This is a genomic window from Providencia sp. PROV188 (genome assembly GCF_027595165.1).
GTDB lineage: Bacteria > Pseudomonadota > Gammaproteobacteria > Enterobacterales > Enterobacteriaceae > Providencia > Providencia lanzhouensis.
The window spans coordinates 3396925-3412670 of sequence record NZ_CP097291.1 but is presented as its reverse complement, the minus strand read 5'-3'; the positions used below and the strand labels follow the sequence as shown (position 1 = coordinate 3412670).

Below are 15746 nucleotides of genomic sequence, written 5' to 3'. Positions count from 1 at the left end.
TGGCAATATGAACGAAAAAATGATTGAGCAGATAGTATTACAGGTACTGCAACGGCTGAAACGGCGAGTATTGGTGTTATTGTCACCAAGCCAAGATTATCAACAGGCGGTTTATCAGCGTTTATTGCAGTTACCTTCAATGTCTTTTTCTTTCTATGCCACCAAGGAGATGCTAACGCAATCGACGATAAATCAATGGAAAGAAATTGGGCAATGTTTTGATATTTATACCTTTAATATGGAAAAACTCGCAGAGTTTCATGGGGTTTTTCTCCCTTTTATAGGAACTAAAGTACTGAATGAAGTTGTGAATGGCTTGGCAATTAGCGAAGAGAGCGAAATTATTATCCAAACACTTTCTCGAAATATTCCTATTATGGCATTGAAATATCATTGCTGCCCTGACAGTGATTTGAACCAAATATTAGGTTTGAATAAAAATGAACATTATAACCGCCTTATTAAAGAGAATATAAATAAGGCTATCTCATTAGGTATTCAATTCGATACATTTAATAATATTGAAAACAAAATGCTCATTAAAAATGATGAGATATCGAGTGAAAATAAAATAAACCAGAATCGCTATATTACTTTGAGAGAAGTAATGAATGACCCAAAGGAATATTCCCTAAATAAAAATAAATTAACAGATTCGGCAATGGATTATTTAAAGTCTCTAAAAAAATAAATTTTATTTCAATTTAATATTTTAAACATCTATCTATGTAGGAGTATTATCTATGTCTTCTAAAGCAAAATCATGGCTTTGGATGCTAGCGGTTATTATTTCTGAAACCTCAGCAACATCCACATTGAAAATGTTCGATAATAGTGAAGGAACAACTAAATCATTATTATTAGGTCTGATAGTGATTCTTTATGTTATCTGTTATTACTCTCTTTCTCGCGCAGTAAAATATATTCCAGTTGGGTTAGCATATGCGACTTGGTCAGGTACCGGTATTTTGATGGTGTCAACTTTAGGTATGTTGTTTTATGGGCAGCACCCAGATATGGCGGCAATGATTGGGATGGGGGTTATTGCCTCTGGGATCGTGATTATGAACCTGTTTTCTAAAATGGGCTCGGATGAGGCGGAACCGGCTGAAAATTCGGATGCGTCACTGTCTTCAACCAACAAAGTTGCTCATTAATAAGAAGAGAGAAATATTATGTTTACTGGATTTTTATGGTTGGCATTATCAATTGGTTCAGAAATCACGGGTACATCGATGATCAAAAAAACCAATAGCTTTAGCAAATTAGGCCCATCAATTTTAGTGATTGTGGCTTATTGCCTGTGCTATTTCGCGTTAACACGTGCAATGGGGTATATCCCTGTTGGGGTTGCGTATTCTTTATGGTGTGGGTTTGGTATTGTCGGTGTGACGTTAGTTTCGATGATTTTATATAAACAAAAACCAGACGTACCAGCCGTCTTCGCGATGGGATTAATTATCTCCGGCGGCATCATTATGAATACTTTTTCAAATATGTAACTTCACGTTTTATCTCTCTTGTACCCATTGATTATTGCCTGCCATTATCAGGTGATAATCAATGACTGTTTCACAACATAAAATGAATGTTTGACGCTAAGAGCCGCTATCTATCCTATGTTAATTTAAGCCACTACCATCGTTTAATTTAGGAATAAAGATATGCAAATTATTGAGTGGGACGACTTTACGAAAGTGGAAATGCGTGTTGGTACGATTATTCGTGCAGAAGTAAACAGTAAAGCAAAAAAGCCCGCTTATGTGATGGAAGTGGATTTAGGGGAATTGGGAGTTAAGTGTTCAAGCGCTCAAATTACCGTGCATTACACCCCTGAAAGTTTAATTGGTAAACAGGTTTTATGTGTGTGTAATTTTGAAGTTAAACGTATTGCTGGCATAAAATCTGAAGTGTTAATTACAGGTGCTCCTGATGAAACAGGTGCAATTGTATTAGCTGAATTTAATCTACCTGTGCCGAATGGTTCTCGCCTAGCTTAAGCCGTAAGGCGCAGACCATAGACAAACCCATCAGGTTTGGAAATGGCTCGTTTGGGTTGTAAAATTAACGAGGAAAATCAATTTATTGATTTTCGCCTAATAACACAAAGAGGGAAAAACCACGCTTTTATCCCTCTACCTAAGCTGTCAGGCTGCATTTTTTTGATTAAAACCGTATACTCCTACTGTATGCCACCCAGTAGGAGCTTGCCTTGTTATTACCTGAATTGCACTATCGCCAATATTCTCAAGAGGTTATTTCTCATCAACATGATGGGCAATGGCAGGTGGTATTTGCGTTATCAGGGGCGATGGAAATCAATATGCATCGTCAACACTGGCTGCTAAATGCAGGTCAGGGTGTCGTGATCCCGCCGAGTGTTAGCCATGCTTTTAGTGGACAAGATGGGAATCAAAATTATGTATTGGAAATGCCTGCAACGGCGCAATGGTCATTAAATGAAAAAATGACGCATTTCACGCTGACGCCAGCGGCGGCGGGGTTATTAAATTGGTTGCAACGCTTTCCGCAAGCACCGGAACAAAACTTTGCCGTTGCTCGCCTGTTATTAGCCCAGTTAAAACCAGAAAACCGTTGGGTTGATGAGCTAGTTCATTGGGTGGAGTTACGTCTGCATTTACCTATAAGCTGCGAAGACATTGCCTGCGCGTTTTATATGTCAGTCAGTACCTTACAACGTAAGGTGAAAGCTGAAATGGGGATCACCGTCATGCAATTTTTATTGCAAAAACGGATGGAAGCCGCGGGAAGTCTATTATTAACTCACCAAACCATTGAACATATTGCTACCTTGGTGGGGTATGATTCTCACTCTGCTTTTAGCCAAGCATTTCGTAAGTTTTACGGTAAAACTCCTCAGGAATATCGCCTACAATCCCTACCCAAACGTTAATTCTTCGCTATTTAGACTCTAAGTGTTCTGAAATTGTCACGGCGTATTCGCCATATAAAAAGTCGGTATTGATATTTGCTTGCTTGAGTTTTAGTTCGAGTAATGCCAATTGCTTGCTGATGGCAACATAATTGGGGTTATCAGCAGAGAGTTGCTGCAGCATATGGCATAAATTCAACGCTTCTTTTTTCTGTTGCAGTTCAGGCGGCAGATACCCAGAATTTTTAAGAATACGATAACTCGCCCTTAATTCTTCAGGAACTTGGCTGTCATCATCAAGCTGCAAAGGTTTCCCTTCACCATTGAGATTGGATAACTCCCCTTTATTTAAAGCGTCTTGAATATGACGCTCTGCCCAAAGATCAATGACAGACATTATGGCTCGCCCTGTAGTGAATAGGCTTCGATTATAGCGCTGATTAATCTAGATTAAAAACGTACATTAATCAGGCTAATTGGTATTTTACTTTGTTTTATCTAACTCAAATTTATTGTAACTGTAAAAATAGGTATTAATCGAATTAAATGGAATAAAACCGACGAAATTTGATATCTATTTGGTTAAAAATAATAAGAAATGGTTGGTTAATATTATTAAAATGTTAGCTTGACCACATTTTTGTATTTTTATGATATTTAATTTTTATGGTTTTAATTTTTAACATAAATAAAATTTAACAAAGTAAATATTCTATTTTTACTATCAGTACGTTTATTGTTGGTTAATGTATTCGATTTGTATCAAATTTGTTGGTTTGAATTTATATGCTTGTAATTAGGTGAAGAGAAAAACATTGTGTAATGTTCATTTCTCTTGTTTATAAGGAGAATTCATGGAACAAAAAAGGCAAGAGGGTAGCCGTTTTTTACGAACGGTTGAGTGGCTGGGAAATGCTCTGCCACATCCTGTTATTCTATTCATTATCTTAATTGGGATTTTATTAGTCTCTTCCGCTGTTGGTCAGTATTTTGGTATTAGTGTGCCGGATCCTCGCCCTGAAGGTGCGAAAGGTCGGGCTGAAGACGGGATCATTCATATTGTTAGCCTATTAGATGCGGAAGGCATCCGTAAAATTCTGTCTAATGTGGTCACCAATTTTACCGGGTTCGCGCCTCTTGGCACGGTATTAGTTGCTCTTTTAGGGGTTGGGATCGCGGAACGTGCCGGTTTATTATCTGCGGCAATGCGTCTGATTGTTATCAAAGCACCTCGTAAATTAACCACCGTTGCGATTGTTTTTGCTGGGATTATGTCTAATACCGCGGCAGAACTCGGGTATGTGGTACTGATTCCACTGGCTGCGATTATTTTCCATTCATTAGGTCGCCATCCATTAGCTGGGCTTGCTGCTGCATTTGCAGGGGTATCCGGTGGATATTCAGCGAACTTACTATTAGGTACAGTGGATCCGTTATTGTCAGGGATCACTCAGCAAGCAGCTCGAATTATTGACCCCACCTATATCGTCGGGGCAGAAGCAAACTGGTACTTTATGTTTGCCAGTACTTTCTTGATCACTATCTTGGGTTATTTCATCACAGAGAAAATCGTGGAGCCGCAGTTAGGCCCTTATCAGGGCGGTGGTGTCGATGAAGATGAAGATAAACTCCGTGCCTCAGCTGAAGTGACACCGCTTGAGAAAAAAGCGTTGTTCTGGGCATCGGTGACTTTCTGGGGATTAGCGGCAGTATTAGCCTTAATGGTGGTGCCTGAAAGTGGGATTTTACGTAACCAAGAAACTGGGTTAGTGAGTAATTCACCTTTCTTAAAAGCAATCGTGGTGTTTATCTTTATTTTCTTTGCGATTCCGGGAATTGTTTACGGCTATATTGCAAAAACCATGCGTAGCGACAAAGATGTGGTTGATGCGATGGCAAGCGCAATGAGCACTTTGGGTCTCTATTTAGTCATCATTTTCTTTGCGGCGCAGTTCGTTGCATTTTTTGGCTGGACCAACATTGGGCAAGTGATTGCGGTCAAAGGCGCTAATTTCTTAAATAGTATTGATTTACATGGTGGAATACTATTTGTTGGCTTTATTCTGATTTGTGCCTTTATTAACTTAATGATTGGCTCCGCGTCCGCACAATGGGCTGTGACAGCACCGATATTTGTACCAATGTTAATGTTGGCAGGCTATTCCCCTGAAACTATCCAAGCGGCTTATCGTATTGGTGATTCAGTGACCAATATTATTACGCCAATGATGAGCTATTTTGGCTTAATCATGGCCATTGTCGTCAAGTATAAGAAAGATGCAGGGATTGGTACTCTGGTTTCAATGATGCTGCCATACTCGATTATTTTCTTTATTGGTTGGTCTCTGTTCTTTATTATCTGGGTATTTATTTTGGGATTACCGGTAGGACCTGGATCACCAATTTATTTTACTCCTGGAAGTTAATCTAATAATTAATTTATAAGGGCAAATAGATTTTTATTTGCTCTTTATTGTTTTCGAATGTGAATCTTAAATTGGCTATAAAGTGATAATCATAAGATAGCTTATTTTATGGGCTATTATTAGTTTTTTGGATTTATGGTATTAAATATTTGTTGTTCTATTAATATTATCCTAAAGTTAATTTAGAAGGTCAGTTTACTTTTATGGCTATGTCAATAATAGACTTATTCTCAATTTTCTTTTTATTTGTTATTTTAAATGAATGTAAGGTGAATAATATGTATAGAATGACAATTTCTGCAAAATTATTTCTGGCATCTTTTTTTACTTTTTTATTTGTTTTTCCTATTTTTTGTTATTTAATCATTATTCAATAATCAGAAATTCATTATTCACATTAAATTGAGTGTTTATTTTCGATATACCGGGAAAATAAAACACGTCGATTGCCATGTAAGCGTCATTTGCTAGAGATATGGCAGTCATTAATCTGTCATGTGTTGGCGATATTTCTGTCATTTCTCGGTGATAAATTCTCTCTCGAACATAAACTGCGTGAATTCGCACATTTTAGTGTAAATCTCTGCGGATAAACTTCAGTCATAATAAAAGAGAGAATTGGCATGGCATCGATCAAACAGTCCGCTTTAGCAATGATGTTAGGCTTGGCTTTTAGCAGTCAAGGAGTGGCAGTCACCACAATCCCATTCTGGCATTCAATGGAAGGTCAGCTTGGTGAAGAAGTGAATGACCTTGTCACTCGCTTTAATGAAACTCACCCAGATTACAACGTGATTCCCACTTATAAAGGGAACTACGAGCAAAGCCTCGCTGCGGGGATTGCGGCATTTCGTTCTGGCAATGCACCTGCGATACTGCAGGTTTATGAAGTTGGTACTGCGACGATGATGTCATCCAAAGCCATCAAACCTGTCTACGAAGTTTTCCAAGAAGCTGGAATTGATTTTGATGAATCTCAGTTTGTGCCTACCGTTTCGGGTTATTACAGCGATGCGAAAACGGGGCATCTGCTATCCCAGCCTTTCAATAGCTCCACTCCGGTGCTTTATTACAATAAAGAAGCCTTCAAAAAAGCCGGTTTAAACCCAGATACCCCACCAAAAACATGGCAAGATCTTGCCCAATATACTGAAAAGCTACGTGAATCAGGAATGAAGTGCGGCTACGCCAGTGGTTGGCAGGGCTGGATACAAATTGAAAACTTCAGTGCATGGAACGGGTTGCCTGTCGCATCGAAGAATAATGGCTTTGACGGCACTGATGCAGTACTGGAGTTTAACACCCCAGATCACGTTAGGCATATCGAGCAGCTACAAGATATGAATAAAAAAGGCACCTTCAGCTATTTAGGGCGTAAAGACGAGCCAACTGAGAAATTCTATAACGGGGATTGTGCCATTATTACTGGTTCCTCCGGTTCTCTGGCGAATATTCGCAAGCATGCTAAGTTTGATTTTGGTGTTGGCATGATGCCTTACGATGCACAAATTCCAACGGCACCACAAAATGCCATCATTGGTGGTGCAAGCTTGTGGGTGATGGGCGGTAAAGATCCTGAAACCTATAAAGGTGTTGCGGAATTTATGAAATTCTTAGCTGAACCTGAAAATGCCGCAAAATGGCATCAAAATACAGGATATTTACCGATTACAACGGCAGCGTATGAGTTGACCCAAAAATCCGGCTTTTATGACAAAAATCCGGGGGCGGATATTGCGACTCGCCAAATGTTAAACAAAGCGCCGTTACCTTATACCAAAGGATTACGCTTAGGTAATATGCCACAAATTCGTACCATCGTGGACGAAGAGCTGGAATCCGTGTGGTCAGGTAAAAAGACACCGCAACAAGCCCTCGATGCCTCTGTTGAGCGTGGTAACCAATTACTGCGCCGTTTCGAAAAATCCACTCAGTAATGAGTTCTTTTGCCCCTCTTGATGGAATTAAGAGGGGCGCTGCATCACATCTGATTTATTGGGTTGCTTATGTCATCATCTCGTCCCGTATTTCGCTCCCGCTGGTTACCTTATGCGCTAGTATTACCACAGCTCATCATTACGGTGATTTTCTTTATTTTGCCAGCCGGACAAGCGCTTTGGTATTCATTACAAAGTATTGATCCTTTTGGATTATCCAGTGAGTTTGTGGGGTTAGAAAACTTCACTCAACTCTTTAGCGATAGCTACTATGTAGACTCTTTCTATACCACGATGATTTTTAGTGGCTGGGTAGCAGGAAGTGGGCTTGTCGTCTCGCTGTTTTTCGCGGCTTTGGTTGATTATGTGGTAAGAGGAAGCCGTTTTTACCAAACATTGATGCTACTACCCTACGCCGTTGCACCTGCTGTTGCGGCGGTTTTATGGATGTTTTTGTTTAGTCCCGGCAGAGGATTGATAACCTATGGTTTGGAATCCATTGGCTATGACTGGAACCATGCACAAAATAGCGGTCAGGCGATGTTTTTAGTTGTTTTAGCCTCAGTTTGGAAACAAATCAGTTATAACTTTTTGTTTTTCTTCGCTGCTTTGCAATCTATTCCACGCTCTTTGATGGAAGCGGCTGCTATCGACGGTGCGGGACCTATCCGCCGTTTCTTTAAAATATCCTTACCATTAATCACTCCGGTGAGTTTCTTTTTATTGGTGGTGAATTTGGTGTATGCCTTCTTTGATACTTTCCCTGTGATTGACGCGGCAACGGGCGGGGGGCCTGTACAAGCGACGACGACACTAATTTATAAGATTTACCGTGAAGGTTTTTCAGGGCTCGACCTCTCTTCATCCGCAGCTCAATCTGTGATTTTGATGGGCTTGGTGATCGTCCTAACGGTGATTCAATTCCGTTTTATCGAGCGTAAGGTACGTTACCAATGATAGAGAAAAATCGTGGACTGAGCGTATTCAGTCATTCCATGTTGGTAATTGGGATTTTAGTGATTTTATTCCCGCTGTATGTGGCCTTTGTTGCCGCGACACTCGATGATAAAGCGGTCTTCGATACCCCCATTACCCTAATACCTGGCTCTCATTTATGGGAGAACATTCTACATATTTGGAATAACGGTGTGGCAGCGAACAGCGCCCCATTTTGGTTGATGCTGGTAAATAGCACCGTTATGGCGCTGGTGATAGCGATTGGAAAAATTACGATTTCGATATTATCGGCATTTGCCATCGTTTGGTTCCGTTTTCCGTGCCGTAGCCTATTTTTTTGGATGATTTTCATCACATTAATGTTGCCTGTCGAAGTGCGAATTTTCCCCACAGTAGAGGTGATTTCTAACTTAAACATGGTGGATAGTTACGCCGGGCTAACTTTGCCGTTGATGGCTTCCGCGACGGCGACTTTTTTATTTCGCCAATTTTTTATGACGTTGCCGGATGAACTGATAGAGGCAGCGCGTATTGATGGTGCTTCACCAATGCGGTTTTTCATCGACATTGTGTTGCCGTTGTCCAAAACAAACTTAGCCGCGTTGTTTGTGATCACGTTTATTTATGGTTGGAACCAATATTTGTGGCCAATCTTGATCGTTGCAGATCCCAGCTTAGGAACAGCAGTTGCGGGGATCAAAGGCATGATCGCATCGGGTGAAGGTACGACTCAATGGAATCAAGTGATGGCGGCAATGTTGCTCACGCTGATTCCACCCGTTCTTGTGGTATTAGCTATGCAGAGGGCGTTTGTGCGTGGCTTGGTCGATAGTGAGAAATAAGCATGGCAGAATTAAAACTTCAAGCCGTCACTAAAAGTTGGGACGGAAAAAATCAAGTGATCAAGCCGCTGACAGTGGATGTGGCAGATGGCGAATTTATCGTGATGGTAGGGCCTTCTGGGTGTGGTAAATCCACGCTATTACGTATGGTGGCAGGGTTAGAGCAAGTGACGAGCGGGGATATTTGGATTGACCGAAAGCGAGTCACGCATCTAGAACCCAAAGAGCGTGGCATTGCGATGGTATTCCAAAATTACGCGCTTTATCCTCATATGAGCGTTGAAGAGAATATGGCATGGGGGCTAAAAATTCGTGGGCTAGGAAAAGAGATCATTCGCCAAAAAGTAGCGGATGCCGCACGGATTTTAGAGCTTGATGGATTATTAAAGCGTCAACCGAGAGAGCTTTCCGGTGGTCAACGTCAGCGCGTGGCAATGGGGCGTGCCATTGTGCGTGACCCCGCCGTATTCTTATTTGATGAACCGCTTTCTAACCTCGATGCAAAGTTGCGGGTACAGATGCGCCTTGAACTGCAACAGCTGCATCGTCGTTTAAAAACCACCAGCTTGTATGTGACACACGATCAGGTGGAAGCGATGACCTTGGCGCAGCGAGTGATGGTGATGAATAAAGGCGTTGCGGAACAGATTGGCTCCCCAGTTGAAGTGTACGAGCGTCCTGCCAGCCGTTTTGTGGCGAGTTTTATTGGCTCTCCTGCCATGAATTTGCTGGAAGGAAAACTGAGTGCGGATGGTTCTCGCTTTGAGCTCGACGGCGGAATGCAATTACCGTTGGGTAGAACGTATTTACAGTGGGTAGGGCATGCGCTAACGTTAGGTACCCGACCGGAACATTTACAGTTAGGCTCTGAATCGTCAGGGGGGATCCCGCTGGTCGTCGAGACCCTCGAAATGTTAGGCGCTGATAATTTAGTGCATGGTCAGTGGGCAGGGCAAAAAGTGATTGTGCGCCTTGGGCACGAGCATCGCCCTCAGATTGGCTCCACGTTATGGCTTCATCTTCCTGAAGCCCATCAGCATTTTTTTGATACTCAATATGGACACCGTTTATGAATCTTTGGTCTTATCCTAAAATTGTCGCCCATCGCGGTGGTGGTAAATTAGCCCCTGAAAATACGCTCGCAGCGATTGATGTTGGGGCGAAATATGGTCATACCATGATTGAGTTTGATGCCAAATTATCCCGTGATGGTCACATATTCCTTCTGCATGATGATACCCTTGAGCGCACGAGTAACGGGCATGGGGTTGCAGGGAATTTTGACTGGAGCCAGTTAGTCAATATTGATGCTGGAAGCTGGTATAGCCAAGAATTTGCTAACGAACATTTGCCGCTATTATCGCAAGTGGCTGAGCGTTGCCAACAACATCGCATGATGGCGAATATTGAAATTAAGCCAACCACCGGCTTGGAGAGAAAAACAGGAACCGTGGTGGCATTAGCGGCTCGACAATTATGGGAAGGACAAACTGCACCGTTACTCTCTTCATTTTCCATTGAGTCCCTTGAAGCTGCTCAAGCCGCAGCACCTGAATTGCCACGCGGTTTATTGCTGGAGGAGTGGCGAGAGGATTGGCGTGAACTGACAACTCGCTTAGGCTGTGTCTCTATCCATTTAGATCATCTCTTATTGGATAAAGCTCGGGTCGAGCTATTGAAGCAAGCGGGCTTATATATTCTGGTGTATACGGTGAATGACCCTGAACGCGCCAAATTATTATTAGCGTGGGGCGTTGATGCCATTTGTACTGATCGTATTGATTTAATCGGTCCAAATTTCCCCGCAGAATAAATTAAAAAATTTGTTTATTTTTAATGACACCTCAATAAGCAATACGCTGATTGAGGTGTTTTTTTATGGCTAAAACAAGTAAATAATTCGATTAAAAGCAAAGAGTTAGTGTGTCAAGTGATTCTCATTAATTAGGAATAACTTTTTCTCACTCTCCCGAAAATATTGGTTAGTATCTCGTCATCTTATGAACCAAGACGAGACCGAGATGGCGACCCAATCAATTGTAGCTCCTCATGATTCAACCTTTAAAGGCTTTATGAGCAAAGTGGATAATGCGCGGGACTTTTTTGAAGTCCATCTTCCTAATCGCATTAAGCACCTCTGCAATTTTGATACGTTGAAGTTAGCCAGTGCTTCATTTGTGGATAAAACATTGCGCTCTCGTTTCTCGGACATGCTCTATTCCGTTCAAACACTCAAGGGTAAAGGGTATTTTTACTTCTTGGTTGAGCATCAATCCTCTCCCGATAAGCTAATGGGCTGGCGGTTGATGCATTATGCATTCTGCGCGATGAATCAGCATTTGCAGCAAGGCCACCAAACTTTGCCGTTGGTGGTTCCCATCTTGTTTTATCATGGCAATCAATCCCCTTATCCTTATTCCCAATCATGGACGGATTGCTTTGAATGGTCTGATTTAGCGCATGATTTGTACTGTAATCCACTGCCATTAGTGGATGTCACGGTGGCAAGCGACGATGAACTTGTGAATCACCGAAAAGTCGCCGCGATGGAGCTAGTTCTCAAACATGCTTCTTTGAAAGATGACCTGATGGTTCTATCAAAGCGCTTAGCGCAGGTAATCAAGGAGAACGAAAACCACCGTGATGACGTTATTTTAATCATCAACTATCTGTTTAGTGTGATGGATACGCCGACATACAAGAAGATAGTCAAAACATTAATAGAAAAAACCGAAGGATATCAGGAGACTGTTATGACCATTGCCGATCGTTTACGAAATGAGGGGTTAAAAAAAGGATTAAAAAGAGGGCTAGTCAAAGGAAGAGAAGAAGCTCGACAAGAAGAGCAGGAGAAGGCCAAACAACGCACTTACACCCAAGTGTTGACCAGTTTAAGTCTAGGGTTAGATATTGATATTATTAGTAAAATTACAGGCTTATCCCACTCTGAAATTCAAGCGATGAGTTAATTAGCATACGCTGTATTTATCGAAAAACTGTATTGATAAAAAACTGTGAAGGGCGGAATCAACATAAAATTGATTCTGCCCTTTTTTAATTAATTGAATTAAAAGTTAATTTTTAATGTGGCATTCACACCGCTTGAACTGACATCACTGTTATATTGACCTTGGTAAGAGATTCCGAAAGTCGTGGATTTATTCAGTTGAGCATCAACCCCTAAGCCTACACCGAATAAGTTATCTAACTTGCCACCACGAATTTTGGCTTCGCCAGTGTCTGACAGGAACAACATCGCTTCTGGGCGAGTATCGCCAAATAAATGGCTCGCAGATACGTCACCTTTCAGTGTGAGATTCACATTACCCGCGCTGAATGGATAGCCACCACGTAAACCAACGGTACCAACTTGGATATCTTGGTTATCTGTTTTGGTGGTGAATTGCATATTGCCGACTTGCTCATGCAGATTATCGCTGGTGACATGCAGCCAGTTAAATCCAGCATAAGGCTCAACAGAATATCGGTCATTATTCAGCTGGGTATAAGCACCTTCCACGAAGAATTGCGTGATTTTTGCATCATAGCTGGTGGAGTTATAACCGGACTCTTGGCCTACCCACAGCGTGCGTTTTGCATCTCGGTCTTGGTTTGTATGCGTTACACCATAGTTAACCGTAGCTACATTCTTGATATTGGATACACCGTAGGCACCGACATGCAGATCATTGCTGTCAATTTTGCCGTACTCATGAGCTTTATATTTAGATGAACCCGCACCAAAGAACAGTCCCGCTTTGGTATGCTCAGCGACATCAATTTCTGCACCCACTAATGCTGCATAGAAATCGGTATCCATATTGCTGTAGCCATAGTCAAGGTTGCCCCATTGACCAACACCTGTCATCCAAATGCGTGCATTGCTATTTTCAAGGTTAGCATAGCGACCATGACCCACGCCGATAGCCTGATCTTTCACGGTACGAGTTAGACCCAATACGTTCACCACACTGGCATTATTCGCATTAAGGTACATATCACTACCGAGTGATTGATAAGTATTACGAAGGTCACGTTCGCTCATCGGTAGTGTTGCATCAAATAGCTGACCTTTAGCGTTACTTTCTAATGAATTAGCAATCGAACGACCATTTTCATTATTAGCAAATGAAGCAAATGAGGCATCCGCTTTTTTACTCAGAGTGCCCGTAATGGTGTTATCTTTTACAGAAACGTCTTTTTGGAATAACGCATAATCATCTGCGGCAGCATTATTGGCATTTGTCGCCAGCATTTTGGTTTTAGCGCGATTGTCAGCTAAATTATCTGCGTTAACCGTACCTTGGATTGATTTATCATTAAGATAAACATCTTTCAGTTGCCCAATGTTATCGGCAGCAACATCCAGTTTAGCGCCTTGATTTAAGGTCATATTACCGACATTCACATCATGACCTGCGGTGACTAAATAGGTACCTTTATCGTTGATGTTGATATTGGCTTTATGGCTTTCATTGGAGACTAACTGACCTTTTTGAGTAAATTTGTCGTTATAACGATTAAGCACGCTAATTGTGCCGCCGTTAACATTCACGTCTGCAGTACCAAAGGATTCAGTAAAACCGTACAGAGAACCTTGTTCGACGGTTGTACCGCCACGGTAGGTGTTATCCCCCGTCATCACCAATGTGCCTTCACCCGCTTTGACTAGAGCGCCATCATACAAACCTGCATCGATTTTGGCTTGAATGACCTCAGCGCGTTTTTGGTAATATTCCTGACGCCATTTTTTAGCATCTTCTTTATCGACAATATGAGAAGTCGGGTCTGGATTGCCATCATTGACCACAAAATCGGTACCAAGATTATAATCGCCACCGGCATCGATACCGTTGGCTTTATAATCGGCTAACCACGCCAAATCTTCGGTTTCACGCTGATCTAACGCCGCTTGGCTAATGTCATTTGTCCAGACATCAAGTGGGACAGCATCCAGTTGGTATTCGAATTTACCTAAGAATTGACCTGGGCCATACATACCTTTTTCGAGATCAGGAGTACCCCAACCATAGCGCTCATCAGGTACGCCATCCGCGGATGTCCAGCCTTTATAGAGGCTGCCATCTGGGTTATAACGGTTGGCAGTCGTGAACATCACATCACGAACTTGCAGGGCATTCATGGATTGATAACGAGACATTAAAACGCCCATGGCACCAGTGACGTGTGGTGCTGCCATTGATGTTCCGCTAAAGGTATCCCAACCCGGATTGCCGTCAGCATCTACGACGCTGGAGTAGATATAGCGGCTAGGGGCAACGACGGTCCACCATTTGGCATTTCCCGCTTCGTTAAACATACCTTCAATTTCATAGCCTGTTTTGTCTGCCGTCTGTTTTAACCCTGCAACCGCAATCCAATGTTTCTCTGCTTGTGGATTGAAATAAGGGTAAAGAGGGCGATAGTACGGGTTTTTAAAATCGCGGTTACCTGTGGTGAAGACTTGAACAACATTGGTGCCTTTCACGGCATCATAGGCGGCATCTACAAAGGATGGGTTATCCCCGTAGATTTTTTTGAAATAGAAATATTCGTACTCAGTTTGTTGGGTGGTATCAACGGGTAAATGTACCGTGGTGTTACCACCATCAGGACCGACCGTTTTCCCTGCATCAATAATTCTTGGGTTGGTACCCCAACTGTTATTGATCACTTGGGCACCAGCATCCACCATGGCTTTCCAGCCAGTATAGAAATATTGGTAATCTTGATAAGGACCATAGTTATTGCTGTCGGTGGCACCTGTGTTACCCACATACACATCGGAACCCCAGGCAACGCCGTGCATACCTTCGCCATCACGGTTAGCACCGACGGTACCTGTCACGTGGGTACCGTGAGTATCATTCACGCCTTTGATCCAATCTCCAGTCACATCGAAGGCTTGACCTTTTTCATAGTGACCGCCTAACTCTTGAGGATAACGCATCCCCGTGGAGCCGTATTCACCTTTGGCTTTGACCGCGTGGAAGCGAGAGCCACTTAGCTCTTGGTGAGATAACAATGCGCCTGAATCCATTACGCCGATTTTAGCGCCTTGCCCATGATATCCCAGCGCATAAGCACTGGAGGCATTCATGGCGGCTAAACCCCAGTCATTTTTATATTCTTGGCTTTCCCAACTATTTTTATCACCGAGTTGCCCTGTTTCAGAGTAAGCCAGCGTATAGCCGGAAAATAATAGCGCAGAAGTAATAATAGAAAGCTGAAAAATATTTTTATTTATTGCAGCTTTATTTTTATAACGAGAAGATGACGCAAATTTATGTGCTTTGTTCATTCTGATACCTTTGTTATCAATCAAAAAACATCATTAAGAATCAAAAACAGAATCGCAGAGATAATCTGTGTTTTATAAAAATAAATACTTGAGCGCTATCTCAAAATCTTTTTATTTATCGAAAAAGTAGATTTATTGACTAGCTAATCACATCAAATGCAGATGAATAGAACGTGAACAGAACAAATTAAATGATAGTTCTACGTGGGGAATTAAATTAATTTTTGCTTTTGAATACAGGAATTAAAATTTAGATAAATTTATTGAGAATAAATCAGTTGTGGTAACAAATTCACATTATTTATTAACAGTCATTCTTGCTAATTATTTTTTAAGTATTAATAACTAATTTAAAGTAATGAATTATTTTTCTATTATTTAGCAATATTC

General features: G+C 41.7%; 14 protein-coding genes. 12 read left to right on the top strand and 2 right to left on the bottom strand.

The genetic code is table 11. From position 1 onward, the window contains the following. Window positions 1-7: 7 nt before the first annotated feature. The 5 genes from M5X66_RS15640 to M5X66_RS15620 all read left to right on the top strand — a co-directional run bounded on the left by M5X66_RS15640 (window position 8) and on the right by M5X66_RS15620 (window position 2914). The gene (locus M5X66_RS15640; protein ID WP_154609753.1) at window positions 8-691 is read left to right on the top strand and encodes a hypothetical protein; all 684 of its coding nucleotides are present in this window, start codon (window positions 8-10) and stop codon (window positions 689-691) included. Between the two features lie 52 nt (window positions 692-743). Then, window positions 744-1157, top strand: coding sequence for a DMT family transporter (locus M5X66_RS15635; RefSeq protein ID WP_036949253.1), 414 nt, complete (start codon window positions 744-746; stop codon window positions 1155-1157). 18 nt (window positions 1158-1175) lie between these two features. Continuing rightward, the gene (locus M5X66_RS15630; RefSeq protein WP_036949254.1) at window positions 1176-1502 is read left to right on the top strand and encodes a DMT family transporter; all 327 of its coding nucleotides are present in this window, start codon (window positions 1176-1178) and stop codon (window positions 1500-1502) included. 162 nt (window positions 1503-1664) lie between these two features. Continuing rightward, on the top strand, window positions 1665-2000 hold the full coding sequence (locus M5X66_RS15625; protein WP_036949256.1) for a tRNA-binding protein: 336 nt from the start codon (window positions 1665-1667) through the stop codon (window positions 1998-2000). Window positions 2001-2212: 212 nt separating this feature from the next. Beyond that, window positions 2213-2914 (top strand): helix-turn-helix transcriptional regulator, encoded by a 702-nt coding sequence (locus tag M5X66_RS15620; RefSeq protein ID WP_036949563.1) that lies wholly within the window; start codon window positions 2213-2215, stop codon window positions 2912-2914. Window positions 2915-2921: 7 nt separating this feature from the next. Here the strand turns inward: M5X66_RS15620 and M5X66_RS15615 are convergent, their stop codons facing one another. Further along, window positions 2922-3290 carry a DUF1992 domain-containing protein gene (locus M5X66_RS15615; RefSeq protein ID WP_154599956.1) on the bottom strand — a complete coding sequence of 123 codons (369 nt, stop codon included), beginning with the start codon at window positions 3288-3290 and terminating at the stop codon, window positions 2922-2924. A 457-nt stretch (window positions 3291-3747) separates the two neighbouring features. On the opposite strand from M5X66_RS15615, the gene M5X66_RS15610 reads away from it, so the two are divergent. The 7 genes from M5X66_RS15610 to M5X66_RS15580 all read left to right on the top strand — a co-directional run bounded on the left by M5X66_RS15610 (window position 3748) and on the right by M5X66_RS15580 (window position 12024). Then, entirely contained in the window at window positions 3748-5319 is a 1572-nt protein-coding gene (locus tag M5X66_RS15610; RefSeq protein ID WP_036949567.1) for an AbgT family transporter, read from the top strand. Between the two features lie 623 nt (window positions 5320-5942). Then, complete coding sequence (gene ugpB, locus M5X66_RS15605) at window positions 5943-7256, top strand: sn-glycerol-3-phosphate ABC transporter substrate-binding protein UgpB (RefSeq protein ID WP_036949568.1); 1314 nt, start codon at window positions 5943-5945, stop codon at window positions 7254-7256. Between the two features lie 69 nt (window positions 7257-7325). Beyond that, window positions 7326-8213: a sn-glycerol-3-phosphate ABC transporter permease UgpA gene (gene ugpA, locus M5X66_RS15600; RefSeq protein WP_036949569.1), complete on the top strand. Its 888-nt coding sequence runs from the start codon at window positions 7326-7328 to the stop codon at window positions 8211-8213. Continuing rightward, window positions 8210-9055, top strand: a complete 846-nt coding sequence (gene ugpE, locus M5X66_RS15595) for a sn-glycerol-3-phosphate ABC transporter permease UgpE (RefSeq protein ID WP_036949570.1) — start codon at window positions 8210-8212, stop codon at window positions 9053-9055. The genes ugpA and ugpE overlap by 4 nt, the downstream gene beginning before the upstream one ends. 2 nt (window positions 9056-9057) lie before the next feature. After that, on the top strand, window positions 9058-10128 hold the full coding sequence (locus tag M5X66_RS15590; protein WP_108479506.1) for a sn-glycerol-3-phosphate import ATP-binding protein UgpC: 1071 nt from the start codon (window positions 9058-9060) through the stop codon (window positions 10126-10128). Then, window positions 10125-10868, top strand: a complete 744-nt coding sequence (gene ugpQ, locus M5X66_RS15585; RefSeq protein WP_270103712.1) for a glycerophosphodiester phosphodiesterase — start codon at window positions 10125-10127, stop codon at window positions 10866-10868. The genes M5X66_RS15590 and ugpQ overlap by 4 nt, the downstream gene beginning before the upstream one ends. Window positions 10869-11076: 208 nt before the next feature. Beyond that, window positions 11077-12024 carry an Rpn family recombination-promoting nuclease/putative transposase gene (locus tag M5X66_RS15580; protein ID WP_270103711.1) on the top strand — a complete coding sequence of 316 codons (948 nt, stop codon included), beginning with the start codon at window positions 11077-11079 and terminating at the stop codon, window positions 12022-12024. Window positions 12025-12122: 98 nt separating this feature from the next. Here the strand turns inward: M5X66_RS15580 and pta are convergent, their stop codons facing one another. Beyond that, window positions 12123-15356 (bottom strand): autotransporter Pta, encoded by a 3234-nt coding sequence (gene pta, locus M5X66_RS15575; RefSeq protein ID WP_270103710.1) that lies wholly within the window; start codon window positions 15354-15356, stop codon window positions 12123-12125. Between the last annotated feature and the right edge of the window lie 390 nt (window positions 15357-15746).

Excerpts from the sequence above, each read along its gene's own strand:
- M5X66_RS15610 (WP_036949567.1), top strand. The coding sequence starts at position 3,748 with ATGGAACAAAAAAGGCAAGAGGGTAGCCGTTTTTTACGAACGGTTGAG.
- ugpA (WP_036949569.1), top strand. The coding sequence starts at position 7,326 with ATGTCATCATCTCGTCCCGTATTTCGCTCCCGCTGGTTACCTTATGCG.
- M5X66_RS15580 (WP_270103711.1), top strand. The coding sequence starts at position 11,077 with ATGGCGACCCAATCAATTGTAGCTCCTCATGATTCAACCTTTAAAGGC.
- pta (WP_270103710.1), bottom strand. The coding sequence starts at position 15,356 with ATGAACAAAGCACATAAATTTGCGTCATCTTCTCGTTATAAAAATAAA.
- M5X66_RS15590 (WP_108479506.1), top strand. The coding sequence starts at position 9,058 with ATGGCAGAATTAAAACTTCAAGCCGTCACTAAAAGTTGGGACGGAAAA.
- M5X66_RS15630 (WP_036949254.1), top strand. The coding sequence starts at position 1,176 with ATGTTTACTGGATTTTTATGGTTGGCATTATCAATTGGTTCAGAAATC.
- M5X66_RS15615 (WP_154599956.1), bottom strand. The coding sequence starts at position 3,290 with ATGTCTGTCATTGATCTTTGGGCAGAGCGTCATATTCAAGACGCTTTA.
- M5X66_RS15635 (WP_036949253.1), top strand. The coding sequence starts at position 744 with ATGTCTTCTAAAGCAAAATCATGGCTTTGGATGCTAGCGGTTATTATT.
- ugpE (WP_036949570.1), top strand. The coding sequence starts at position 8,210 with ATGATAGAGAAAAATCGTGGACTGAGCGTATTCAGTCATTCCATGTTG.
- M5X66_RS15640 (WP_154609753.1), top strand. The coding sequence starts at position 8 with ATGAACGAAAAAATGATTGAGCAGATAGTATTACAGGTACTGCAACGG.
- M5X66_RS15625 (WP_036949256.1), top strand. The coding sequence starts at position 1,665 with ATGCAAATTATTGAGTGGGACGACTTTACGAAAGTGGAAATGCGTGTT.
- ugpB (WP_036949568.1), top strand. The coding sequence starts at position 5,943 with ATGGCATCGATCAAACAGTCCGCTTTAGCAATGATGTTAGGCTTGGCT.
- ugpQ (WP_270103712.1), top strand. The coding sequence starts at position 10,125 with ATGAATCTTTGGTCTTATCCTAAAATTGTCGCCCATCGCGGTGGTGGT.